Genomic DNA, 21813 nt, shown 5'->3' with positions numbered 1-21813 from the left:
ACAGCGAGTGACCGCAGCGTCAACTCTCGGTAAACAATCCGGTGTCCGGCTCAGGCGTCAGCCGGGGAGGCCTGCGCCGCGTCGCGGCGTGCCGCCGAGGCCTGCACCACCTGCTGCAGCACCGCGTCCAGCGTGGGCACGTCCACCGGCTTGCTGAGGTGGCCGTCCATGCCGGCGGCGCGGGCCTGGGCCACGTCGTGGTCGAAGGCGCGGCCGGTCACGGCCCACACCGGGGTGCGCCCCGCTGCGCCGGGCAGCGCGCGCAGGGCGCGCGTGGCTTCCAGGCCGTCGCAGCCCGGCATCTCCACGTCCATCAGCACCAGGTCGATGTCGCCCGCGGCCACGCGCCGCACCGCCGCCTCGCCGTTGTCCACTTCCTCCACCACGTGGCCGCGCAGCTGCAGCAGCGCGCGCAGCACCTCGCGATTCAGGGCGATGTCGTCCACCACCAGCACGCGCAGCGGCCGAGGGCCCGCGGCGGGCGCGGGCACCGGCACTGCGCGGGCGGCGGCCTCGGCCGGCTCGAAAGGCAGGCGCAGCCGCACCAGCGTGCCGCGGCCGGGCGTGGACTCCAGCGCCAGCTCGCCGTCCATGGCCTGCACCAGCCGGCGGCTGATCCACAGCCCCAGCCCGGTGCCGCCGTAGCGGCGCGCCGTGGAGCTGTCCGCCTGCCGGAAGGGCTCGAACAGCCGCGCCCGCTGCTCGGCGGTCAACCCGATGCCGGTGTCGCTAACCTCCAGGCGCAAGCGCACGCGGCCGCGCGCATCCACGCCCTCCGGCGCCACGGCAAGCACCACGCGGCCCTGGGCCGTGAACTTCAGGGCGTTGGACAGCAGGTTGGCCAGCACCTGCTGCAGCCGCAGGGTGTCGCCGCGCAGCAGCGGCAGCGGCGACGCGGGCAACTGCAGCTCCAGCTGCACGCCCTTGGCCGCGGCGTCGGCGGCAAAGAGGTCGCGACAGGCCTGCGCCACCTCTTCCAGCCGCAGCGGCAGCCGCTCCAGCTCCAGGGCGCCGGCCTCGATCTTGGACAGGTCCAGCACGTCGTTGAGGATGCGCAGCAGGTTCTGCCCGGCCTGGCGGACGTGGGCGGCGCAGTGGCGGTCCTCGTCGCGCTCCAGGCGCGACTCCAGCAGCTGCGCGAAGCCCAGGATGCCGTTGAGCGGCGTGCGCAGCTCGTGGCTCATGGTGGCGAGGAAGCGGTCCTTGGCCTCGCTGGCCTGCACCGCCTGCGTGCGCGCCTCCACCAGTGCCGTGATGTCCAGCGCGATGCCGTCGAAGATGCGCTCGCCGGCGCTGCCGCCCTCGCGCGGCACCACGGTGGTCTGCAGCGTGCGCCAGCAGCCATCGCCGCCGCGGGCGCGGTAGGTGTAGGTCAGCGGCAGGCCTTCGGCGTAGGCGTGTGCCAGCAGCGGCACCAGGCGCTGCGCGTCGGCCTCGTCCACATGCGTGAGCCACAGCCGGCCGCCGGGGTCGCGCAGCAGCGCTTGGCGGCTCACGCCCAGGTAGTGCTGCGCCGATTCGCTGAAGTGGCTGTAGTGGAACTGGCCGCCGCGGTGCACGCGCGTGAACAGCAGGCCCGGCAGGGCGCGGCCGACGTTGTCGAAGCCGCCGCGCACATGCTCCAGCGCCTGGCGCAGCGCCGCCTCCTTCTCGCGCAGCTTGTGCACCAGCTCCAGCACCACCGCGTGCATGTGGGCGAGCTCCGCCGGCAGGGTCGAGGGTGGCGGCGCCATCGCGGTGCCGTCGGCGAAGCCGCGCACCCGGGCCGCGAACTGGGCCAGCGGCCGCAGGAAGGCCGAGGACAGCAGCCACGCCAGCGCGGTGGCCACGGCCACCGCCAGCGCTGCGGAGCCCCACCACCAGCGCAGCGCGGAGGCCTGCCCGGCCTCCACGGTCTGCAGCGGCGTGCGCACCAGCGTCACCCAGCCCAGCCCGCGAAAGGGCTCGCTGCCGCGGCTGGTGGCCCAGGCCGTGACGTAGCGCCGGCCGTCGGGCCAGGTCAGCACGCCCCAGCCTTCCGGGCCCTGCGCGCTCAGCGGCGCCAGGGGCAGCTCGTCGCCCACCTTGCCGCTGGGGCCCAGGCGCTGGCGGCCGTCGCTGCCGCTGATAAAGAGCTGCGCGCCCTGCGCCGGCGCCGCGCCGGCGAACAGCCCGATGCGCTCGCGCAGCCAGGGCCAGGACAGGTGCATGGCCAGCACGCCGGCGGGGCGCTCGCCCTGGCGCAGCGGCACGGCCACGTCCACGAAGCGCCAGGGCTCGCCCTCGGACAGCGCCGGCAGCAGCGTGGCCAGCAGCTTGGCCTCGTGCACGTCGCCGTAATGGAGCTGCGCCTGCGCCGCGCTCCACCAGTCGCGCCTGGACACGTCCATGTCCACCAGCAGCCGGTTCAGCGCCGCCAGCACCCGGCCGTGCTCGTCGGTGACGCCCATCCAGGCGTGGCTGGGCTGGTCCTGCGCCCGGTCCATGAGCGCCTGCAGCAGCGCCGGCTGCCGCAGCGCGTCGGTGCGCTCGATGAGCCGGGCCTGGGACTGCAGCTCGCGCCCGAAGCGGCCCAGGTCGGCGTCCACGGCTGCGGCCACGCCGCGTGCCTGCTGCAGGTTGAGCGCGCCGGCGGCGGCCTGCGCCTGCGTGCCGAGCTGCGTGCTGCGCAGCGTCACCAGCACGCCGGCCAGCAGCGCGCTCAGCAGCAGCACCAGCAGCGTCACGACGTTGCGCAGGCTCGGCCCGTGGCGCGACGGCAGGGGAGGTGGGGCGGGAGTGGGGTCGGGAAGAGGAAGGGTGCCGGGCATGAAAACGGGCATCCGGCCCGCGCCGTCCGCGGCGTGTGTCCGGATGTGGGCAATGCGCCGCTATCAGCTCATGCCACCCGCCTGTTGCGGAAGGCAGTAATTCACGCCCGGCGGCGTCTCAGCCCTCGGACTTGCCCACGAACTCGAAATGTTCCACCTGCGGCGGCTGCGCGAAGAAGGGGCCGACGATGGCGCGCCAGGCGGCGAAGGCCTCCGAGCCGCGGAAGCGCACGGTGTGGTCCTCCAGCGTCTCCCAGAAGATCTGCACCACGTAGCGCTCGGCCGATTCGATGCCCTTGTTCACCTTCCAGCCGCGACAGCCGGGGAAGGGACCGATGATGGTGCTCAGGCCGCGCTGCACCGCCTCGTCGAAGGCGGCCTGCTGGCCCGGGTGGATGCGGATGTCGACCAGTTCGAGGATCACGGGATGTCTCCTGTGGAAGGCAATGGGATGAAAAAAACGGGCGCCGCTGGGGCGCCCGTTCCTATTGTGGCCGGGGTCCGGATTCAGGCTTCCATCGGCAGCCCGACGTAGTTCTCCGCCAGCGCGCGCTGCGCCGCCTCGGAGCGGGTCAGGTAGTCCAGCTCGGCCTGCTGGATGCGCGCGCCGAAGGCGCCGTTCTCGGGCAGCTTGTGCATCAGCGTCGTGAACCACCAGCTGAAGCGCTCGGCCTTCCAGATGCGGCGCAGGCAGCGCTCGGAGTAGCTGTCGATGCCGGCCTCGGAGCCGCGGTAGAACTCGGTGAGGCTGCGCGCCAGGTAGCCCACGTCGGTGGCAGCCAGGTTCAGGCCCTTGGCGCCGGTGGGCGGCACGATGTGCCCGGCATCGCCGGCCAGGAACAGCCGGCCGAAGCGCAGCGGCTCGGCCACGAAGCTGCGCAGCGGGGCGATGCTCTTCTCGATCGACGGCCCGGTGGTGAGGTTGGCGGCCACCTGCGCGGGCAGCCGGCGCCTGAGCTCGGCCCAGAAGGCCTCGTCGCTCCAGGCGTCGGCATGGTCGGCCAGCGAGCACTGCACGTAGTAGCGGCTGCGCGTCTTGCTGCGCATGCTGCACAGGGCGAAACCCTGCTCGGAGCTGGCGTAGATCAGCTCGTGCGACACCGGCGGCACGTCGGCCAGGATGCCCAGCCAGCCGAAGGGGTAGACCTTCTCGAAGTTGGTGATGGCGCCCTCGGGCACGCTGGCGCGGCACACGCCGTGGAAGCCGTCGCAGCCGGCGATGAAGTCGGCCTGCACCTCCACCGGCTGCCCGTCCGGCGCGGTGAAGCGCACGCAGGGCCGGTGGGTGTCGAAGTCGTGGACGCTCACGCCCTGCGACTCGTAGAAGGTCTGCAGCCCGGCAGCGGCGCGGGCCTGCATCAGGTCGCGCGTCACCTCGGTCTGGCCGTAGACCATGACGCGCTTGCCGGTGAGGCCGTGCAGGTCGATGTGGTGGATGCGGTCGCCGAAGGCGATCTCGAAGCCGTCGTGCGGCAGCCCTTCCGCGTGCATGCGCTCGCCCACGCCGGCCTCGTCGAGCAGATCGACGGTGACCTGCTCCAGCACGCCGGCGCGGATGCGGCCCAGCACGTAGTCGGCGCTGCGCTGTTCGATGACGACGGCCTCGACGCCGGCCTTGTGCAGCAGGGCGCCCAGCAACAGGCCCGAGGGGCCGGCGCCGACGATGGCAACCTGGGTGCGGAGCGTGCGGGTGCTCATGGTTTGTCTCCTTGTGGGTGGGAACGGCGAAGGCGCGCTGCAGCCTTCGCGGGGGTCAAAGCAACTGGCGCAGCAGCGTTTGCGCCTGGCGCAGCGGCGGCAGCGCCGCCTCCTGCAGTTCGTCCATCGCCATGCGCGAGGCGTGGACGCTGACGTTGAGCGCGGCCACCGTGTCGCCGCGGTAATTGAGCAGCGGCACCGACACGGTGCGCAGCCCGGGTTCGAATTCCTGGTCCACCGCGGCATGGCCCTGGGCGCGCACGCGCTCGATCTCGGCGGCCAGCGCATCGGGGTCGGTGAGGGTGTGCGGCGTGCGCGGCTGCAGCGCCTGCTGCGCGATCCAGGCCCGCACCGCGTCCTGCGGCCAGGCGGCCAGCAGCACGCGGCCGTTGGCGGTGCACCAGGCCGGCACGCGCGTGCCGGGCTGCAGGGTGCTGGAGATGACGCGCCCGGCGCTGGTGGCGGCCACGCAGAGCACGTCGCTGCCGTCGAGCACGCCGGCCGAGGAGGCCTCCTTGAGCGCGTGCGACAGCTTCATCAGCTCGGGCTGCACGATGCGCGGCAGCCGCGCCGAGTGCATGTAGCTCTGCGACAGCCGCAGCACCTTGGCGGTGAGGGCGAAGAGGTTGCGGTCCTGGTGCGCGAAGCCCAGCTCGCACAGCGTCAGCAGGTAGCGCCGCGCGGCGGCGCGTGTCAGGCCGGTGCGCTCGGCCACCTCGCTGATGGTCAGGCGCGGGCGCTCCTGGTCGAAGGCCTCGATGACCTGCAGCCCCTTCTCCAGCCCGGCCACGCGGTCCCGGTCGCGCGGCGGCGCGGGCGCGTCATCAGGCGCGGCGGGCGTGGGGCTGGGGTTCAGGGGCCGGCGCGCGGCCATGGCAGGTCTCCGGGCGGTGCGCCGGGAGAAGCCCGGCGGCGTGTCTGTTCAGTGCCCGGAATGTAGGCAGTCGCGGCTTGACTGTCGTGAGGGAAAAGGTGGGTTTGTGCGCTATGCGCACATGCTTTACCTCAAGAGATAAGAGGCAGTGCAGCTCTGAAGGATGGTGTATCGGCTCCCTCGCCATCGCGCCGCTGCAGCTCCAACCCTCACCCCTGTCCCTCGCCCGCCGAGCGGGCGAGGGGACGGCGGCGTGTCAGCCTTTCGGGCGCCGCTCAGGCCGCCAACTGCAGCGGCGAGGGCGTCCCGGGCGCGTCGCCGTGCGGGGCTGCCTCGGCGTAGACGGCGCCGAAGCGGTTGGCCAGGAAGTCGTCCAGGGCGATCTGCTCCTGCCGGATGAAGCCCTGTTGCGGGAGGCGGCCCTGGGCCAGCAGGTCCAGCACGGCGCAGGCGCTGCCGGCGGTGGTGATCTGGATGGCGCTGCGCGGCTCGGGCTGCGCCCATTGGCCCAGCACCTTGCGCGCGAGGCTGTGCTGCCCCAGGCGGCCGTCGCGCCAGCCGGTGGCGGTGACGAAGACCACCACCACGTCCTGGTCGGTGCCGGGGATGGCGTGCTCGAAGATCTCCTTGACCAGCGCCGGGCGCTCGCGCAGGCGCAGGTCGTGCAGCAGCGCCTTCATCAGTGTGCCGTGGCCGGGGTAGCGGATGCTGCGGTAGTTGAGCTCGCGCACGCGGCCCTCGAAGCTCTCGCACAGCGTCCCCAGGCCGCCGGAAGTGTTGAAGGCCTCGTAGCGCACGCCGTCGAGGCTGAAGTGCTCCAGGCCTTCGAGCGCCGCCACCTCGGCGCGGTGCCCGTCCACGATGGCTTCGCAGGGCTGGATGTACTCGTTGATCAGGCCCTCGGTGCTCCAGGTCAGGTTGTAGTCCAGCGCGTTGCTGGGGTAGAGCGGCAGGGCGCCCACGCGCAGCCGCAGGGTCTCCAGCCGCTCGAAGCGCCGCGCCAGGTCGGCCGCGGCGATGGAGACGAAGCCCGGCGCCAGGCCGCATTGCGGGATGAAGGCACAGGGCGCGTCCGCGGCGAGCGCCTTGATGCGGCGCGTGGCCGCCACGTCCTCGGTCAGGTCCAGGTAGTGCACGCCCTGGGCGCGCGCGGCCTCGGCCACGCGGGCGGCGCAATCGAAGGGAAAGGCATTGAGCACGGCGAAGCGGCCCTGCAGCGCGGCCTGCAGCGCCGCGGGGTCGCCCGCGTCCACCTGCAGCGTGTGGCGGCGCAGCGAGGCCGGCCCGAAGTCCTGCAGCGCGCCGGCGTGGCGGTCGGCCAGCGTCACCACGTAGTCGCCCGAATCGGCCAGCAGTTGCGCAGCCACCTTGCCGACACGGCCGGCACCGAGCACGAGAACGTCTTTCATCGCGGCTTCCTCCTGAACGGGTGTGGGTCAGCCCGATCGTGGCGCGGTGTGTTGTCGATTGCAGCGCCCAGCACGACGAAATGCCGTGGCGATTTCAGCGCTTTGCCGTAGAGAATCGGCGCATGGCCGAACTCGACGACGTGGACCGCGCGCTGCTGGCGCTGCTGCGCGAGAACGCCCGCGCCAGCACCGCCGAGCTGGGGCGGCGGCTGGGGCTGTCGCGCACCACGGTGCAGAGCCGATTGCAGCGCCTGGAGCGCCGCCGCGTGGTGGCGGGCTACACCGTGGTGGTGCCCGAGGAGGCGGAGGGGCCGCAGGTGTGCGCGCATGTGCTGATCACGGCCGCGACCAAGCAGGGCGGCGCCATCGAGGCGGCGCTGCGGCGCATGCCGCAGGTGCGGCTGCTGCACTCGGTCAGCGGCCCCTTCGATCTCATCGCCGTGCTGACGGCGGGCTCCATCGGCGAGCTGGACGAGCTCATCGACCGCATCGGCGCGCTCCAGGGCGTGGAGCGCACCACCTCCGCCATCGTCCTGTCCACGCGGATCAGGCGCTGAGCCCGGACCGGCCGACGTGCCTGCGCACGTCGGCGCGCCGGGCGAAGGGCGCGAGCTCTGCGAGTGCGCGGCCTGCAAGGCTGAGCCCGGACCAGCCGGCGCCGCCGTGCACCTTGCACGCCGGGCGCAAGTTCAGTGCCCGGCGGCTCAAGTCGAGGCCACAAATGCCGACAACCACGACATAGATGTAGACCGCCCCGCGTGCGGGGCCGTGCTTTGCCGTTCCGATGCAGCTCCCCGAAACCATTGACGTACACGATCTCCTGCCTGGCATGTACGTCCAGCTGGAGCTGAGCTGGATCTCGCATCCCTTTCCGCGCAGCAGCTTCGTCATCAGCAGCCAAGCCCAGATCGAGACCATTCGCGGCCTCGGGCTGGAGCGCGTGCGCTGGGACCCCAACCGCAGCGAGATGCGCCGCGTGCGCGCCGCGCTGGCCGCCACGGCAGCCGCCGGTGGCGCGGCCCCCGCGAGGAGGCCGAGCTGGCTGGTTGCCGAAGCACGGGAGGCCGAGCCCGGCGAAGCCCCGACCGTCCCGGACGCCGGGGTTTCTCCAGCGGCCCCGGCGGCCCAGGCACAAGACCCGGGCGTCGAGCCCATGGCCCCCGAGCCGTCCGAGCCGGCCGGTGGGGCCGAGGCGGGCGCCGCCGCGGCTGCCCAGGGCGCGGCGGTCGCCGAAAGCCCCCAGGAGACTGCGCGGCGCCAGCGCCGCCAGACCCTGGCGCTGCAGCGCGCGGCGCAGCAGGAGTGCGAGCGCTGCTATGCCGAGGCCACCCGCGGCTGGCGCGATGCCAGCGAGCTGCTGCGCGCCAACGAGCCCGCCGCCGCGCGCGAGCGCACCCAGGCCCTCACGGGCGAGCTGCTGCAGCAGATGCTCAGCGACCCCCAGAGCTGCATCCGGCTGCTCACCGAGAGCGCCGGCGACCGCAGCTCGGCGCATGCGCTCAACGTCACCGTCCTGTCGCTGCTGCTGGGGCGGCTGCTGAACTTCACCGAGCCCGAGCTGCAGGTGCTGGGCATGGGGGCGCTGCTGCACGACATCGGCAAGATCGACGTGCCCGAGCGGCTGCGCTACCTGGAGGAAGGCTTCAGCCCCTCGGAGCTCAAGATCTATCGCGACCATGTCGCGCTGGGCGTGGTGCATGGGCGCCGCATGGGGCTGGAGCCGACGGCGTTGCTGGTGATCGGGCAGCACCACGAGCTGGCCGACGGCAGCGGCTTTCCGCAGCGGCTGGAGCTGTCGCGGCTGACCATGAGCGCGCGCATCGTGGCGCTGGTCAACCGCTACGACAACCTGTGCAACCGGCCGCTGCCGGCGGCGTCGCTGACGCCGCACGAGGCGCTGTCGCTGCTCTTCACCCAGGGCCCGACCAAGCACGACCCGTGGCTGATGGGCGCCTTCGTGCGCATGATGGGCGTGTACCCGGCGGGCTCGGTGGTGCAGCTCAGCGACGAGCGCTATGCGCTGGTGACCAGCGTCAATGCCGGGCGCCCGCTGCGGCCGCGCGTGCTGGTGTACGACGCGCGCGTGCCGCGCGACGAGGCGCTGCTGCTGGACCTGGAGCATGAGCCGGGCGTGGCCATCCGGCGCAGCCTCAAGCCCAGCCAGCTGCCGCGCGAGGTGCAGAACTACCTGGGCGCGAGCCAGCGCGTGGCCTATTTCTTCGATGCCGCCCCGGCGCCGCTGGCGCAGGAGCGCATTGCATGACGCCGCGCTGCCCGGAGTTGCTGGCCCGCGCCGCCACCGAGTCCGCTGGCGGGGCGGGAGTGCCGGCGCCGCTGCCGGCCGCGGTCGCCGTGCCGCAGGAGCCCACGCCGCTGGCGGCCTGGGCGCAGCTGATCGAGAACCTCAACGAGGCGGTGTGGCTGGTGCAGGCCGACACCCTGCAGGTGTGCGCCGTCAACGAGTCGGCGCTGCGGCTGCTGCAGCGCTCGCGCCAGGAGGTGCTGGCCGCCGGGGCCGACACGCTGCTGCCCACGCCCGAGGACTTCGCCTTCTGGGCCGAGGCCGCCGCACAGGGCGAGCCCGCGGCCGAGCTGAGCTCGGAGACCCTGCTGCCGCGCGCCGACGGCAGCACGCTCTACCTCACGCGGCGCATCCGGCCGCTGCCGCCGCGGCTGTACATGGTGGCGCTGCAGGACCACAGCGCGCAGCGCGCGGCCGAGCAGGAGCGCGAGCAGCTGCTGGCGCAGCTGCGCGCCACGCTGGAGTCCACCGCCGACGGCATCCTCGTCACCGACCTGGCCGGCCGCATCCGCAGCTTCAACCGCCGCTTCGCCCAGATCTGGGCCCTGCCCGAGGCGCTGCTGCACAGCGGCAACGACGCGGCCGTCTATGACTGGATGCGCAGCAGCGTGAGCGACCCGGTGCGCTACCAGCAGCGCCTGGACAACGTGCGCGAGGCCGTGCTGATGCAGGCCAGCGACCGGCTGCGGCTGCGCTCGGGCCAGGTGCTGGAGCGCGTGACGCAGCCGCAGTGGATCAACGGGCGCCCGATCGGGCGGGTCTACTCCTTCCGCGACCTGAGCGAGCGCATCGCCGCGGACCAGCGCATCGAGCGCCTGGCCAGCACCGACCCGCTCACCGGGCTGGCCAACCGCGCGCAGTTCGGCGACATGGTGGCGCGTGCCGCGGCGGCGGCGCTGCCCGGCAGCGAGGGCTTCGCGCTGCTGGTGCTGGACCTGGACCACTTCAAGCAGGTCAACGACAGCCTGGGCCACCAGGGCGGCGACCGCGTGCTGTGCGAGATGCGCAACCGGCTGCAGCACTGCGTGCGCGAGGGCGACATGGTGGCGCGGCTGGGCGGCGACCAGTTCGCGCTGCTGGTGCGCGACAGCGACGCGCGCGGCGCGGAGCTGGCGGCGGGGCGCGTGCTCGAAGCCGTGGCGCGGCCGCTCACGCTCGAAGGCGCCGAGTTCACGCTCACCTGCAGCATCGGCATTGCCGTGCACCCCATCGACGGCAGCTCCGCCGACGAGCTGCTGCGCCATGCCGAGACCGCCATGCAGCGCGCCAAGGCCGGCGGGCGCTCCAGCTACCGGCTGCACCATCCGGTGCCGCAGCCGCTGGACGCGCGCTCGCGCATCCGGCTCGACCATGCCATGCGGCTGGCGCTGGCCAGCAAGCGCTTCCGGCTGGCCTACCAGCCCCAGCACGACCTGGACAGCGGGCGCGTCATCGGCGTGGAGGCGCTGCTGCGCTGGTACGACCCGGAGCGCGGGAGCGACATCTCGCCGGCGGAGTTCATTCCCGTGGCCGAGGCCAGCGGCTTCATCGTGGCCATCGGCGAGTGGGTGCTGACGCAGGCGGTGCACCAGGCCGCGCAGTGGCAGCGCCAGGGCTGGAAGGTGCCGGTGGCGGTGAACGTGTCGGCGCTGCAGTTCCAGCAGCCCTATTTCGTGGACCAGGTGCAGGCCACGCTGGATGCGGCCTCGCTGCCGCCGCAGCTGCTGGAGCTGGAGCTCACCGAGAGCATCCTGCTGCAGGACGCGCAGGAAACCCTGGCGCGGCTGCAGGCGCTGGCCCAGCTGGGCGTGCGGCTGGCGGTGGACGACTTCGGCACCGGCTATTCCAGCCTGGCCTATCTCAAGCGCTTTCCCATCAACAAGCTCAAGATCGACCGCGGCTTCGTGCGCGGCCTGCCCGGGGACGACAGCGACGCCGCCATCGTGCGCGCCATCGTGCAGATGGCGCGGGCGCTGGAGCTGGGCGTCATTGCCGAAGGCGTGGAGACCCGGGAGCAGCGCGATTTCCTGGCGCAGATCGGCTGCCACGAGGGGCAGGGCTACCTGTGGGCGCCGGCGCTGGAGGCCGAGTTGCTGCAGCAGCGGTTCACCGAGGCGGCGCAGGAGCACGGCCCGGCCTGAACCCGGGCCGCAAATCGGACATTTCCGGGCGGGCGGCCGGGATGGGCCTACCCATGCGCAGGTGGTGCATTGCAGCAGGCGCATTGCGGCGCCCGGCGCTTTCTTCCACGATGGGGCCAACTGTGACTGCCCGCCGCGCGCCATGACGACGCTCGAAGCCCTGGTTGAACGCAAGATCGCTTCCTTGCACCCGCCCCTGGCGGTGACGCTGCCCGGGGGGCGGCGCCTGGGGCCGCTGCAGGCCGGCGTCACGCTGGCGCTGCGCGACCTGCGCACGCTGGCGCATCTGGCCACCGGCCAGATCGGGCGCGTGGCCGAGGACTACGTCGAGCACCGGCTCGACATCGGCGGCGCGCCGCGCGACGTGATGCAGCTGGCGGTGCAGCTCATCGCCGCCGATCCCACGCGCACCACCGAGCGCTCGCCGCTGCGCGCCTGGCGCGAGCTGCTGGACGCGGGGCGCGCACTGGCGCGTCACACGCCTGCGGCCGACGCGCGCCAGGTGCAGTTCCACTACGACGTCTCGGACGACTTCTACGCGCTGTGGCTCGATCCGCGCCGCGTGTACTCCTGCGCCTACTTCCGCGACGCCGGCATGACGCTGGCGCAGGCCCAGGAGGCCAAGCTCGAGCACATCTGCCGCAAGCTCATGCTGCGCCCGGGCGAGCGCTTCCTGGACATCGGCGCGGGCTGGGGCGCCCTGCTGCTGTGGGCGGCCGAGCACCACGGCGTGCAGGCCACCGGCATCACGCTGTCGCAGAACCAGCATGCCCACGTCAACGGGCTGATCGAGGCGCGCGGCCTGCGCGGGCGCGTGCGCATGGAGCTGCTGGACTACCGGGCGCTGGCCGAGGACGAGCCCTTCGACAAGATCGCCTCGGTGGGCATGTTCGAGCATGTGGGGCGGGCCAACCTGCCGACCTACTTCGCCAAGATCCGCCGCCTGCTCAAGCCTGGCGGGCTGCTGATGAACCATGGCATCACGGCCGGCGGCACCCGCAACCGCCAGCTCGGCGCAGGCATCGGCGAGTTCATCGACCGCTACATCTTTCCCGGCGGGGAGCTGCTGCATGTCTCGCACGTGCTGCGCGAGATGGCCGACGCGGGGCTGGAGATGCTCGACACCGAAAACCTGCGCCCGCATTACGCACGCACGCTGTGGTCCTGGTCCGACGCGCTGGAGGCGCAGCTGGATCAGGCACGGGCGCTGGCCGGCGAGCGGGTGCTGCGCGCCTACCGGCTGTACCTGGCCGGCAGTGCCGCGAGCTTCGAGCAGGGCTGGCTGTCGCTGCACCAGATGCTGGCCAGCCGGCCCAGCGGCAACGTCGGCGACGGGCCGATGCGCGGCGCACAATCCGGCTATCCCTTCAACCGCGACTACATGGCCAAACAATGATCTACAAGTTCAAGTCCAAGGCTGCGGGCGACGTGGTGATGCTCGGTGTCAACGGCGATCACCTGCTGCGGCTGATGGGCCGCGAGCCCAGCCCCCAGGGCATCTTCGAAGTTGAGGACATGCCTCGGCTGCGCGCCTTGTTGGAGCAGGCGGTGGCGGCGGAGGAGGCCGCGCGGGCCCAGGCCGAGGCCGAAGCCGCCGCAGAGGGCAGGCAATTGCCGCCGCACGAGAGCGTGAGCCTGCGCCAGCGCGTGTGGCCGCTGGTGGAGATGATGAAACGTGCCCAGGCGGCGGGTTACCCGATCGTCTGGGGCGTGTAAGCCGCGGAGCCCGCGCCGCGAAGACCTTTCCTGGCGTCCGGGCCGCCTTGACTCCGGGCCTGATGGCATCCGGAAGCATCGTGCGCGTTGGCGGCGCTCGCGTTTCCCCCTCAGTCAAGAAAGACCGTGTCATGAAACTCTGGAGTGAGAGCTGGACCGACGGCGCGCGCATCCCCGAGCGCTACGCTGCCGGGCGCATTGAAGGCGAGGGCGTTGGCTTTGCCGCCAACCTCAATCCGCACCTGGCCTGGAGCGGCGTGCCGGCAGGCACCTGCTCCCTGGCGCTGATCTGCCATGACACTGACGTGCCCAGCCGCGGCGACGACGTCAACAAGGCCGATCGTGAAGTACCGGCCGACCTGCCGCGCGTGGACTTCTTCCACTGGGTGCTGGTGGACCTGCCGCCCACGCTCACGGAAATCGGCGAAGGTCAGTTCAGCAGCGGCTTCACGCCGCGCGGCAAGCCCGGGCCGGCTGCGCCCCATGGCGCGCGGCAGGGCCTTAACGACTACACCGGCTGGTTTGCCGGCGATGCCCAGATGGCCGGCAACTATTTCGGGTATGACGGGCCTTTCCCGCCCTTCAATGACGCGCTGGTGCACCATTACGTGTTCACGCTCTACGCGCTGTCGGTGCCGCGCCTGGCGGTGGAGGGGGCCTTCACAGGTACCCAGGCCCGCGTGGCGCTGGCCGACCATGTGCTGGCCGAGGCCACGTTCAGCGGCACCTACACGCTCAACCGCCGGCTGCTGGCGCAGTCCTGAGCGCTGTTTCGCCCCGCTCCGTCAAAGGAATCCCCCTGGAAGCCACCCGCATCATCGCCATCCGCCACGGTGAAACGGACTGGAATGCCGACACGCGCATCCAGGGCCACACCGATATTCCGCTCAACGCCCATGGCCGCTGGCAGGCCCAATGCCTGACGCAGGCGCTGGCCGACGAGCCATTGCAGGCGGTCTATGCCAGCGACCTGGGGCGTGCCGTTGAAACCGCCGCTGCCTTCGCGCAGGCCGCCGGCTTGCCGGTGCAGCGGGAGCCCGGTCTGCGTGAGCGGCGCTTTGGCTGCTTCGAGGGCTTGCGCTTCGACGAGATCGAGCAGCGCTGGCCCGAGGACAGCCTGCGCTGGCGTCGACGCGATCCGGACTTTGGTCCGGAAGGCGGGGAAACGCTGCGCGCGTTCTACGACCGCTGTGTCACGGCGGCTGCGCAATTGGCGGCGCGTCATCCGGGACAGTCGATCGCGCTGGTTTCGCACGGCGGCGTGCTGGACTGCCTGTACCGGGCCGCCACGCGGCTGGACCTGCAGGCGCCGCGCACTTGGCAGGTCGGCAACGCCGCGGTCAACCGCCTGCTGCATACCCCGCAGGGCTTCATGCTGGTGGGCTGGAGCGATGACATGCACTTGGCGCGGCCGGCACTGGATGAGCCAGCCTGAGGGCGCTTAGCGCCAGAGCCGTACGTTCGCTGGACAAGGTGTGCCGCTCAGGGACGTCCGCCGTCTCCATGTTTTTCCTGCCGCATGCCTGGGGGAGCGCCGCATTCTGTCGCCACTCGCACTGCGAATGCGATGGACACACTGCGCTCATGGCGCAAGCGAACTTTTCCAGAACGGCCAGCCGCGGGTTCACGCTGGTGGAGGTGGCAGCGGCACTGGCCATTGCTGCCGTGGTGGCAGGCATGGCCTATCCCTCCTACCTGGCCCAGGTACGCAAGACGCGGCGCACCGATGCGCTGGTGGCGCTGATGCAGGTTGAACAGGCCCAGGAGCGATGGCGCAGCACCCATGCCAGCTATGCGGCCGAACTGAACGCAGCACCGCCGCTGGGGCTGGGTCTGAGCGCCGTCAGCGCAGGGGGTTTCTACAGGCTCTCACTTACCGCTGCTGGCGCCGCCGGCTATGTCGTCACAGCCACCGCCGTGGCCGGTCGCAGCCAGGCGGCCGACAGCGGCTGCACCGCACTGATGGTGACGGTGAGCCCAGGCAGCGTGCAGCGCACGCCCCAAGCGTGCTGGAGCCGCTGAGGCGCATGTTTCTAACCAGGCGCAGCGCTCATCGAGGCGGCACACCTCTGGTTGCTTGAGAGCAACCGCGCACTCAAGCGCATCGCACCATTGGGGGATAGAGCGTCCCCCAAAAGGGTGATTTCGCAAACAACACGAATTTGATTCTTCCGACTCGCTTGCAAAGGCGCACGAGTCTTCGCCGCTGGCCGTCGAGAGCTAGCAGGGTTAGTCCTTACAGGATATTCCCCGAATTCAAGCTTACGGGGGGATGACATTCGGCCTGTGAGTGCCGACCATCCGGTTCCGTCTATTGAACACCGTTCAGCTAATTGAACAATCCAGCCACACTCGCTGCCCGTGCCCGTGGCTCTGTTCCACAGGCTATGGCTGCAGCCCAGGGGAATGCCGTGCCGGCGCAGCCGCCTTTGGTGCCTGCCGTGGCCAGGGCGTTGACCTTGCTGGAGCGCATTGCGCAAGCACGCCGGCCGTTGACCCTAGCGCGGCTGGTGGCCGAGCTGGGTTATCCCAAGAGCAGCGTGCATGGGCTGTGCAACACGCTGTTGAGCTTTGGCTACCTGCGCCGCCAGGCCGACGGCGCTTTCCTAATCGGCGCGCGGGTGATGGGGCTGGCCGAGGCCTTCGTGGCCGGTACGCAGGTGACGGAGGAATTCAACGCCTTGTGGAAAGCCACGGCTGGCGGGGCGCACGACGAAACCATCATCCTCTCGGTGCTCGACGGTACCGAGGTGGTGTACGTGGCCGCTCGTCCGGGGCGGCGGCCGCTGGGCTTGGCATTCAACGTCGGCATGCGGCTGCCTGCGCATTTGGCCGCCACGGGCAAGGCCATGCTGGCGCACCAACCGATCGAACGGCTGGCGCAGTTGTTTCCGGCCGATCCGCTGCCCCGCATGTCCGGCAAGGGGCCGCTCACGCGCACGGCACTCAGGCGCGAGCTGCGCGCCACGCGTGAGCGCGGCTACAGCGTCGATGACGAAGGTGTGCGCGAAGGCGTGTATTGCATGGGCGCCCCAGTGTTCGACGCTTCAGGGCAGGCCGTGGCTGGCGTAGGCGTTTGCATCAACAAGAGCATGCTCGGCACCGACGGCGGTGCGCGGCACCTGGAGGTGGTGCTTGGCACGGCGCGCGAGCTCACACAGCGGCTGGGCGGCTCGGTGCCGCTGGCCTCCCGGGACATCGTCAAGCAAGGAGGCGGCGCATGAGTGGCGATCACATCCTGGAAACCCAGGACCTCACCCGCGAATTCAAGGGTTTCGTCGCGGTCAACAAGGTCAACTTGCGCGTGCGCCGGGGCACCATCCATGCCCTGATCGGGCCCAACGGTGCGGGCAAGACCACATGCTTCAACCTGCTGACCAAGTTCCTGCAGCCGACCTCGGGCCGCATCTTCTTCGAGGGGCAGGACATCACGCGCGAGGCGCCGGCGCAGGTGGCGCGCCGCGGCGTGATCCGCTCATTCCAGATCTCGGCCGTGTTCCCGCACCTGACCGTGCTGGAGAACGTGCGTGTGGCGTTGCAGCGCAAGTACCTGGGACCGTCATTCCAGTTCTGGCGTTCCGAGCGCACTCTCAACGTGCTCAACGAGCGCGCGATGGAACTGCTGCACGCGGTGGATTTGCAGCGCTATGCCGATCTGCCGGCCGTGGAGTTGAGCTACGGACGCAAGCGCTCGCTGGAAATTGCTACCACGCTGGCCATGGAGCCGCGGTTGATGCTGCTGGACGAGCCCACACAGGGCCTGGGCATCGAGGATGTGGATCGCATCCGCCAACTCATCAAAAAAGTAGCGGCGGACCGCACAGTGCTGATGGTGGAACACAACATGAGCGTGGTGTCGAGCATCGCTGACACCATCACGGTACTGCAGCGCGGCGCTGTGCTGGCTGAAGGGCCGTATGCCCAGGTATCGGCCAATCCGGCCGTAGTGGAGGCCTATATGGGAAGTGCCAATGTCGAGCTGCAGGGAGCCCACTGATGGACCGCTCGCAAATTGCCGACGTGGCCACTCCGCTGCCGCACATGGGGATGCAGTCTGCCGCCTCTACCCCCGCCGTAGCGCCGTCCACTGGCGGCGCACGCCGGCGCTTTCTGGAGGTCTCGGACCTTCACGCCTGGTACGGCGAATCACATGTGCTGCACGGGGTGAATTTTACGGTGGACGAAGGCGAGGTCGTGACGCTGCTGGGACGCAACGGCGCCGGGCGCACCACCACGCTGCGGGCCATCATGGGCCTCACGGGCAGCCGTAAGGGCTCGATCAAAGTCCACGACACTGAAAGCGTTGGGTTGCCCACGCACCGTATTGCGCGGCTGGGCATTGGCTACTGCCCTGAGGAGCGTGGCATCTTCTCCAGTCTTTCGACGCAAGAAAACCTGATGCTGCCGCCGGTGCTCGTTAAGGGAGGCATGAGCGTGGAGCAGATCTACACGATGTTCCCCAACCTGCGCGAGCGTGCCGCCAGCCAAGGCACGCGCCTCTCCGGTGGAGAGCAACAAATGCTGGCAGTGGCGCGTATCCTGCGCACCGGCGCGCGGCTGCTATTGCTCGACGAAATCTCGGAAGGTCTGGCGCCGGTGATCGTGCAGAAACTCGCCGAGATGGTGACGACGCTGCGCCGTCAGGGATACACCATCGTGATGGTGGAACAGAACTTCCGCTTTGCCGCCCCTTTGGCGGATCGCTTCCTCGTGATGGAGCACGGCCGCGTGATCGAGGAATTCACCCAGGCGCAACTGCCGCAGCACAGCCAGAAGCTGCGGGAGTACTTGGGTGTCTGATTAACTATTGGAAGGAGACCGAAATATGAAGCTCAAGACTCTCGCCACGGGCTGTGCTGTTGCCGCCGCATCGATTGGAACGGCTAACGCCCAATTCTCGGGTGACGTGATTCGCATCGGGTTCATCAGTGACATGGGCGGCCTTTACTCCGACATCGACGGTCAGGGCGGCGCCGAAGCCATCCGCATGGCCATTGCCGACATGGGCGGCAACATCAACGGCAAAAAGATTGAACTGCTCTCGGCCGACCACCAGAACAAGGCGGACGTCGCTGCGGCCAAGGCGCGGGAGTGGTTCGATACGCAGGGCATGGACATGCTCATCGGCGGCACCAACTCCGGCACCAGCTTGGCCATGGCCAAGGTCGCCGCTGAGAAGAAAAAGCCCTTTATCGCCGTGGGGGCCGGCACTTCGGCGCTGACCAACGAGCAGTGCTCACCCTACACCATCCACTGGGCCTATGACACGGTGGCTCTGGCCAAAGGCACGGGAGGCGCCGTGGTGCGTGCCGGCGGCAAAAGCTGGTTCTTCCTCACCGCCGACTACGCCTTTGGCCAGTCGCTGCAAAACGACACGGCCAATGTCGTCAAGGCGTCCGGCGGCACCGTCGTGGGCTCGGTCAAGCACCCGCTGTCGGCCAGTGACTTCTCCAGCTTCCTGCTGCAGGCGCAGTCGAGCAAGGCACAGATCCTGGGCTTGGCCAATGCTGGTGGCGACACAATCAATGCCATCAAGGCGGCCAACGAATTCGGTATTACCAAGTCGATGAAGCTTGCTGGCTTGCTGATGTTCATCAACGATGTGCACTCGCTGGGCCTGAAGAACACGCAAGGCATGTACCTCACCGACAGTTGGTACTGGAACCGCGACGCCGAGTCGCGCGCCTGGGGTCGCAAGTTTTTTGACAAGGTCAAACGCATGCCTTCGTCCCTGCAGGCCGCCGACTACTCGGTGGCTTTGAGCTACCTGCAGGCTGTCAAAGCTGCAGGCACCGATGATGGCGATAAGGTGATGGCGCAACTCAAGAAGATCAAGGTCAACGACGTCTTCGCCAAGAACGGCTATGTGCGCGAGGACGGCCGCATGGTGCACGACATGTATCTGATGCAGGTCAAGACGCCGGCACAGTCCACCGAGCCTTGGGACTACTACAACGTGGTGGAAACCATCAAGGGCGAGGCAGCTTTTACCACCAAGGCCGAGAGCAAGTGCGCGCTGTGGAAGCAGTGATGCGCTGAGCCCGTCGCCGCGCTGCAGGAGGCGGGCTGCCGTACTCCTGCGGCGGTTCGCCGTAACGGCACTCCACTACGGAACTGACCTCGTGGACATCTTCGGCATACCGCACCAGGCCTTTCTGGGTCAGCTCATGCTGGGTCTGGTCAACGGCTCCTTCTACGCCATGCTCAGCCTCGGGCTGGCCGTGATCTTCGGACTGCTGGGCATCGTGAATTTCGCGCATGGCGCGCTGTACATGATCGGCGCCTATGTGGCATGGCTGAGCCTGGAGTACCTAGGCATCAACTACTGGGTGGCACTGTTGCTGGCGCCACTGGTAGTGGGTGCGCTGGGCGTGGTCATCGAGCGCACCTTGCTCAAGCAGCTCTACAAGCTCGATCCGCTGTACGGCTTGCTATTGACCTTTGGCTTGGCGCTGATCGCCGAGGGCGTGTTCCGTGAACAGTTTGGTGTCTCGGGGCAGCAGTACCCGGTGCCTGATCTGCTGCAAGGCGCCACCAACCTTGGCTTCATGGTGCTGCCCAACTACCGTGCCTGGGTCATTGGCGCCTCGCTGCTGGTGTGCCTGGGTACGTGGTTTCTGATCGAGAAAACACCGCTCGGGGCCACACTCCGCGCGGGCACTGAAAACCCGGCGCTGGTGCAGGCTTTCGGTATCAATGTGCCGGTGATGGTGATGCTGACCTACGCCGCCGGCGCAGGGCTGGCGGCACTGGCCGGCGTGCTGGCCGCTCCGGTGATTCAGATCACGCCGCTGATGGGCAGCAACCTCATCATCGTCGTGTTCGCGGTGGTGGTGATTGGCGGCATGGGTTCAATCCTGGGCTCTATCCTTACCGGCTTGATGTTGGGGCTGGTGGAGGGGCTGACCAAGGTCTTTTATCCCGAAGCTTCGAACATCGTGGTGTTCGTGATCATGGCCATCGTGCTGGTGTTGCGGCCCGCCGGCCTGTTCGGCAAGGAGAAATGATGAGCGCCACTGCCACTTCTGCTGTCAGCCTGCAGCGGCGAGCGCGCCTGCTGTGGCTAATCGTGCTGGCGGTGCTGCTGGCCGCGCCTTTCATCGGGCTGTACCCGGTGCTCATGATGAAGGCGCTGTGCTTCGCTATCTTCGCCTGCGCCTTCAACCTGCTGCTGGGCTTCACGGGCCTGTTGTCTTTCGGTCATGCGGCCTTTATGGGCTCGGCGGCCTACGCCACCGGTTGGCTGGTGCGCAGTGCGGGCTGGTCGCCAGAGCTTGGGTTGGTGGCAGGTACGGCCATCGCAGCGTTGATCGGGTTGCTGGTCGGACTTATCGCCATTCGGCGCCAAGGGATCTACTTCGCCATGATCACGTTGGCCATGGCGCAAATGGTGTACTTCGTCTGCCTGCAAGCACCCTTTACCGGCGGCGAGGATGGGCTGCAGGGTGTGCCACGCGGTCACTTGTTTGGCGTTGTTCCGCTCGGCCATGACATCGCGATGTACTTCCTGGTGTTGGCAATCTTCGTGGGCGTATTTTTGGGTGTGATCCGCATCGTGCACTCACCTTACGGGCAGGTACTCAAAGCCATCCGAGAGAATGAACCGCGCGCGGTATCGCTGGGCTACGACGTGGACAAGTACAAACTGCTGGCCTTCGTACTTTCAACGGCCATTGCCGGACTGGCCGGCGCGCTCAAGACGCTGGTGCTGGGCTTTGCTACGTTGTCGGATGTTCACTGGTCACTCTCGGGTGAAGTGGTGCTGATGACGTTGCTGGGCGGCATGGGCACCTTTGCCGGACCGGTGCTGGGCGCTTTCACCATCATCGGGCTGCAGAACTTCCTGGCCGATCGCGTCGGCTCCTGGGTGACAGTGATCATTGGTGCCATCTTCGTAGTGTGCGTGGTCGCTTTCCGCCGCGGCTTCGTCGGCGAACTGCTGGCTTGGCAACAGCGCCGTCGCAACGCTGCTTGAAGATGTGTCAAACCCGGGCCCGTGCTGTCTGGCCTGGGGATGAATTTCTTGTTCACCGTGCCCGCCATACAGCGGTACTTTGTTATTCCCGGAGATAGAGGTCAATTCCGAAGCCAGCCGCGACAGCTTCCATGAGTTTGGCAAGCTCAGGCGGCGGCGGCTCGTCGCGCCACGCCCGCCAACAGGTGTTGAGCCACTTCCACGGGGCCAGCCATGATTGGACGCGACGCAGCGCCCGCGGCCAGTAGCCCTGCACCGGGCGTTTGCGCTTCCTTATTTTTCCCCCGCACCTTTTCAGGTGCACAGGAAACGCTCTGGTGCAGCTCGAACAATGGCTTGGCGCGCTGTACCTCGTGCCACCAGCAAAACGAGAAGGCACACCACACCAGGGCCCAGTGGCGGCGAATGGCATGGTCGGCACGCATCATGAAGTCGGCCCAGCCAAGCTCGTCCTTCACGCGTTTGTAGTGCTCTTCGATCCAGGCCCTCATGCCGTAAAGCCACACGACATGTGCCACAGGCGCCTGATCCAAGGACATGTTCGTGGTCAGATACCAAGTGGTCAGCGGCGGCAGCGTGGCCGGGTCGGTGGTAGCCACGATCTAGCGCACTTCGCGGTCCGGGCCGTAGCCAAAGAGCTTGAGCTCGGCCGCCCACCACTGCTCGGTGTGCCCGTCACGGAAGTAGCGGGTGATGGGGCGCCAGGAGCGCCGCGGTAGTTCCTGTGCCGCGTCCTGGAATGAATGCGCATCTGCAGCTGGCGCCCATGCCAGGCCGACCTTGCCGCGACGCGCCATGACATAAGAAGTTCTAACTTTTTGGCCTACGAGGGCAGCAAGTGGTTCCAGCAAATGAGCGCGCAGCCCAGGGTCACAAAGGCCTGATGGATGTCGGCACGGCGCTCAAAGCGCGTGCGCAGCCGGCGCATCT

Annotated in this window: 21 protein-coding genes; 14 read left to right on the top strand and 7 right to left on the bottom strand. The window is 69.2% G+C overall.

Translation table 11 applies throughout. The features are described 5' to 3' along the window. Positions 1-50: 50 nt before the first annotated feature. From HHL10_RS14585 to HHL10_RS14565, 5 genes are all read right to left on the bottom strand, one after another. Positions 51-2789: a hybrid sensor histidine kinase/response regulator gene (locus HHL10_RS14585; protein WP_169161114.1), complete on the bottom strand. Its 2739-nt coding sequence runs from the start codon at positions 2787-2789 to the stop codon at positions 51-53. 118 nt (positions 2790-2907) lie between these two features. After that, positions 2908-3213: an antibiotic biosynthesis monooxygenase family protein gene (locus HHL10_RS14580; protein ID WP_169161113.1), complete on the bottom strand. Its 306-nt coding sequence runs from the start codon at positions 3211-3213 to the stop codon at positions 2908-2910. Between the two features lie 83 nt (positions 3214-3296). Further along, a complete protein-coding gene (gene pobA / locus HHL10_RS14575) occupies positions 3297-4487 on the bottom strand; it encodes a 4-hydroxybenzoate 3-monooxygenase (protein ID WP_169161112.1) in 1191 nt (396 codons plus the stop codon). Between the two features lie 55 nt (positions 4488-4542). Further along, on the bottom strand, positions 4543-5361 hold the full coding sequence (locus tag HHL10_RS14570; RefSeq protein ID WP_169161111.1) for an IclR family transcriptional regulator domain-containing protein: 819 nt from the start codon (positions 5359-5361) through the stop codon (positions 4543-4545). 275 nt (positions 5362-5636) lie between these two features. After that, positions 5637-6770: a saccharopine dehydrogenase family protein gene (locus tag HHL10_RS14565; protein WP_169161110.1), complete on the bottom strand. Its 1134-nt coding sequence runs from the start codon at positions 6768-6770 to the stop codon at positions 5637-5639. A gap of 122 nt (positions 6771-6892) precedes the next feature. On the opposite strand from HHL10_RS14565, the gene HHL10_RS14560 reads away from it, so the two are divergent. From HHL10_RS14560 to HHL10_RS14495, 14 genes are all read left to right on the top strand, one after another. Beyond that, entirely contained in the window at positions 6893-7327 is a 435-nt protein-coding gene (locus HHL10_RS14560) for an Lrp/AsnC family transcriptional regulator (protein ID WP_169161109.1), read from the top strand. A gap of 227 nt (positions 7328-7554) precedes the next feature. Continuing rightward, positions 7555-9033: a cyclic di-GMP phosphodiesterase gene (locus HHL10_RS14555; RefSeq protein ID WP_259373253.1), complete on the top strand. Its 1479-nt coding sequence runs from the start codon at positions 7555-7557 to the stop codon at positions 9031-9033. Beyond that, the gene (locus HHL10_RS14550; RefSeq protein WP_169161107.1) at positions 9030-11192 is read left to right on the top strand and encodes a putative bifunctional diguanylate cyclase/phosphodiesterase; all 2163 of its coding nucleotides are present in this window, start codon (positions 9030-9032) and stop codon (positions 11190-11192) included. The genes HHL10_RS14555 and HHL10_RS14550 overlap by 4 nt, the downstream gene beginning before the upstream one ends. 142 nt (positions 11193-11334) lie before the next feature. Beyond that, a complete protein-coding gene (locus HHL10_RS14545; RefSeq protein ID WP_169161106.1) occupies positions 11335-12588 on the top strand; it encodes a class I SAM-dependent methyltransferase in 1254 nt (417 codons plus the stop codon). Beyond that, complete coding sequence (locus HHL10_RS14540; protein ID WP_169161105.1) at positions 12585-12908, top strand: DUF1840 domain-containing protein; 324 nt, start codon at positions 12585-12587, stop codon at positions 12906-12908. The genes HHL10_RS14545 and HHL10_RS14540 overlap by 4 nt, the downstream gene beginning before the upstream one ends. Before the next feature lie 131 nt (positions 12909-13039). Next, positions 13040-13672 (top strand): YbhB/YbcL family Raf kinase inhibitor-like protein, encoded by a 633-nt coding sequence (locus HHL10_RS14535; protein ID WP_169161104.1) that lies wholly within the window; start codon positions 13040-13042, stop codon positions 13670-13672. A gap of 35 nt (positions 13673-13707) precedes the next feature. Continuing rightward, positions 13708-14343, top strand: coding sequence for a histidine phosphatase family protein (locus HHL10_RS14530; protein WP_205833053.1), 636 nt, complete (start codon positions 13708-13710; stop codon positions 14341-14343). A 149-nt stretch (positions 14344-14492) separates the two neighbouring features. Next, positions 14493-14930: a type IV pilin protein gene (locus tag HHL10_RS14525; RefSeq protein ID WP_169161254.1), complete on the top strand. Its 438-nt coding sequence runs from the start codon at positions 14493-14495 to the stop codon at positions 14928-14930. 419 nt (positions 14931-15349) lie between these two features. Further along, on the top strand, positions 15350-16132 hold the full coding sequence (locus HHL10_RS14520) for an IclR family transcriptional regulator (protein ID WP_310734600.1): 783 nt from the start codon (positions 15350-15352) through the stop codon (positions 16130-16132). Next, complete coding sequence (locus HHL10_RS14515; protein WP_169161102.1) at positions 16129-16905, top strand: ABC transporter ATP-binding protein; 777 nt, start codon at positions 16129-16131, stop codon at positions 16903-16905. The genes HHL10_RS14520 and HHL10_RS14515 overlap by 4 nt, the downstream gene beginning before the upstream one ends. Positions 16906-16955: 50 nt before the next feature. Further along, positions 16956-17708, top strand: coding sequence for an ABC transporter ATP-binding protein (locus HHL10_RS14510; RefSeq protein WP_169161253.1), 753 nt, complete (start codon positions 16956-16958; stop codon positions 17706-17708). A 25-nt stretch (positions 17709-17733) separates the two neighbouring features. Next, positions 17734-18939: an ABC transporter substrate-binding protein gene (locus HHL10_RS14505; protein WP_169161101.1), complete on the top strand. Its 1206-nt coding sequence runs from the start codon at positions 17734-17736 to the stop codon at positions 18937-18939. Positions 18940-19030: 91 nt separating this feature from the next. Next, positions 19031-19915 (top strand): branched-chain amino acid ABC transporter permease, encoded by an 885-nt coding sequence (locus HHL10_RS14500; protein WP_169161100.1) that lies wholly within the window; start codon positions 19031-19033, stop codon positions 19913-19915. Continuing rightward, entirely contained in the window at positions 19915-20883 is a 969-nt protein-coding gene (locus HHL10_RS14495; RefSeq protein WP_169161099.1) for a branched-chain amino acid ABC transporter permease, read from the top strand. Before HHL10_RS14500 ends, HHL10_RS14495 begins: the two co-directional genes overlap by 1 nt. A 146-nt stretch (positions 20884-21029) precedes the next feature. Here HHL10_RS14495 and HHL10_RS14490 read toward each other — a convergent pair whose 3' ends face one another. Together HHL10_RS14490 and HHL10_RS14485 are read right to left on the bottom strand one after the other, a co-directional pair. After that, positions 21030-21482 carry a hypothetical protein gene (locus tag HHL10_RS14490; protein WP_169161098.1) on the bottom strand — a complete coding sequence of 151 codons (453 nt, stop codon included), beginning with the start codon at positions 21480-21482 and terminating at the stop codon, positions 21030-21032. Between the two features lie 3 nt (positions 21483-21485). Beyond that, a complete protein-coding gene (locus HHL10_RS14485) occupies positions 21486-21680 on the bottom strand; it encodes a hypothetical protein (protein WP_169161097.1) in 195 nt (64 codons plus the stop codon). Between the last annotated feature and the right edge of the window lie 133 nt (positions 21681-21813).

Origin of the sequence: Azohydromonas caseinilytica, from assembly GCF_012927045.1 — a bacterium.
In the GTDB taxonomy this organism is placed as follows: Bacteria; Pseudomonadota; Gammaproteobacteria; order Burkholderiales; family Burkholderiaceae_C; genus Azohydromonas; species Azohydromonas caseinilytica.
The sequence above is the reverse complement of the archived record's forward strand: the minus strand, read 5'-3'. Positions and strand labels throughout refer to the sequence as shown.

Coding starts and splice junctions, on each gene's coding strand:
- HHL10_RS14505 (WP_169161101.1), top strand. CDS start 17,734: ATGAAGCTCAAGACTCTCGCCACGGGCTGTGCTGTTGCCGCCGCATCG.
- HHL10_RS14485 (WP_169161097.1), bottom strand. CDS start 21,680: ATGGCGCGTCGCGGCAAGGTCGGCCTGGCATGGGCGCCAGCTGCAGAT.
- HHL10_RS14540 (WP_169161105.1), top strand. CDS start 12,585: ATGATCTACAAGTTCAAGTCCAAGGCTGCGGGCGACGTGGTGATGCTC.
- HHL10_RS14535 (WP_169161104.1), top strand. CDS start 13,040: ATGAAACTCTGGAGTGAGAGCTGGACCGACGGCGCGCGCATCCCCGAG.
- HHL10_RS14545 (WP_169161106.1), top strand. CDS start 11,335: ATGACGACGCTCGAAGCCCTGGTTGAACGCAAGATCGCTTCCTTGCAC.
- HHL10_RS14495 (WP_169161099.1), top strand. CDS start 19,915: ATGAGCGCCACTGCCACTTCTGCTGTCAGCCTGCAGCGGCGAGCGCGC.
- HHL10_RS14560 (WP_169161109.1), top strand. CDS start 6,893: ATGGCCGAACTCGACGACGTGGACCGCGCGCTGCTGGCGCTGCTGCGC.
- HHL10_RS14570 (WP_169161111.1), bottom strand. CDS start 5,361: ATGGCCGCGCGCCGGCCCCTGAACCCCAGCCCCACGCCCGCCGCGCCT.
- HHL10_RS14555 (WP_259373253.1), top strand. CDS start 7,555: ATGCAGCTCCCCGAAACCATTGACGTACACGATCTCCTGCCTGGCATG.
- pobA (WP_169161112.1), bottom strand. CDS start 4,487: ATGAGCACCCGCACGCTCCGCACCCAGGTTGCCATCGTCGGCGCCGGC.
- HHL10_RS14515 (WP_169161102.1), top strand. CDS start 16,129: ATGAGTGGCGATCACATCCTGGAAACCCAGGACCTCACCCGCGAATTC.
- HHL10_RS14585 (WP_169161114.1), bottom strand. CDS start 2,789: ATGCCCGGCACCCTTCCTCTTCCCGACCCCACTCCCGCCCCACCTCCC.
- HHL10_RS14565 (WP_169161110.1), bottom strand. CDS start 6,770: ATGAAAGACGTTCTCGTGCTCGGTGCCGGCCGTGTCGGCAAGGTGGCT.
- HHL10_RS14550 (WP_169161107.1), top strand. CDS start 9,030: ATGACGCCGCGCTGCCCGGAGTTGCTGGCCCGCGCCGCCACCGAGTCC.
- HHL10_RS14525 (WP_169161254.1), top strand. CDS start 14,493: ATGGCGCAAGCGAACTTTTCCAGAACGGCCAGCCGCGGGTTCACGCTG.
- HHL10_RS14510 (WP_169161253.1), top strand. CDS start 16,956: ATGCAGTCTGCCGCCTCTACCCCCGCCGTAGCGCCGTCCACTGGCGGC.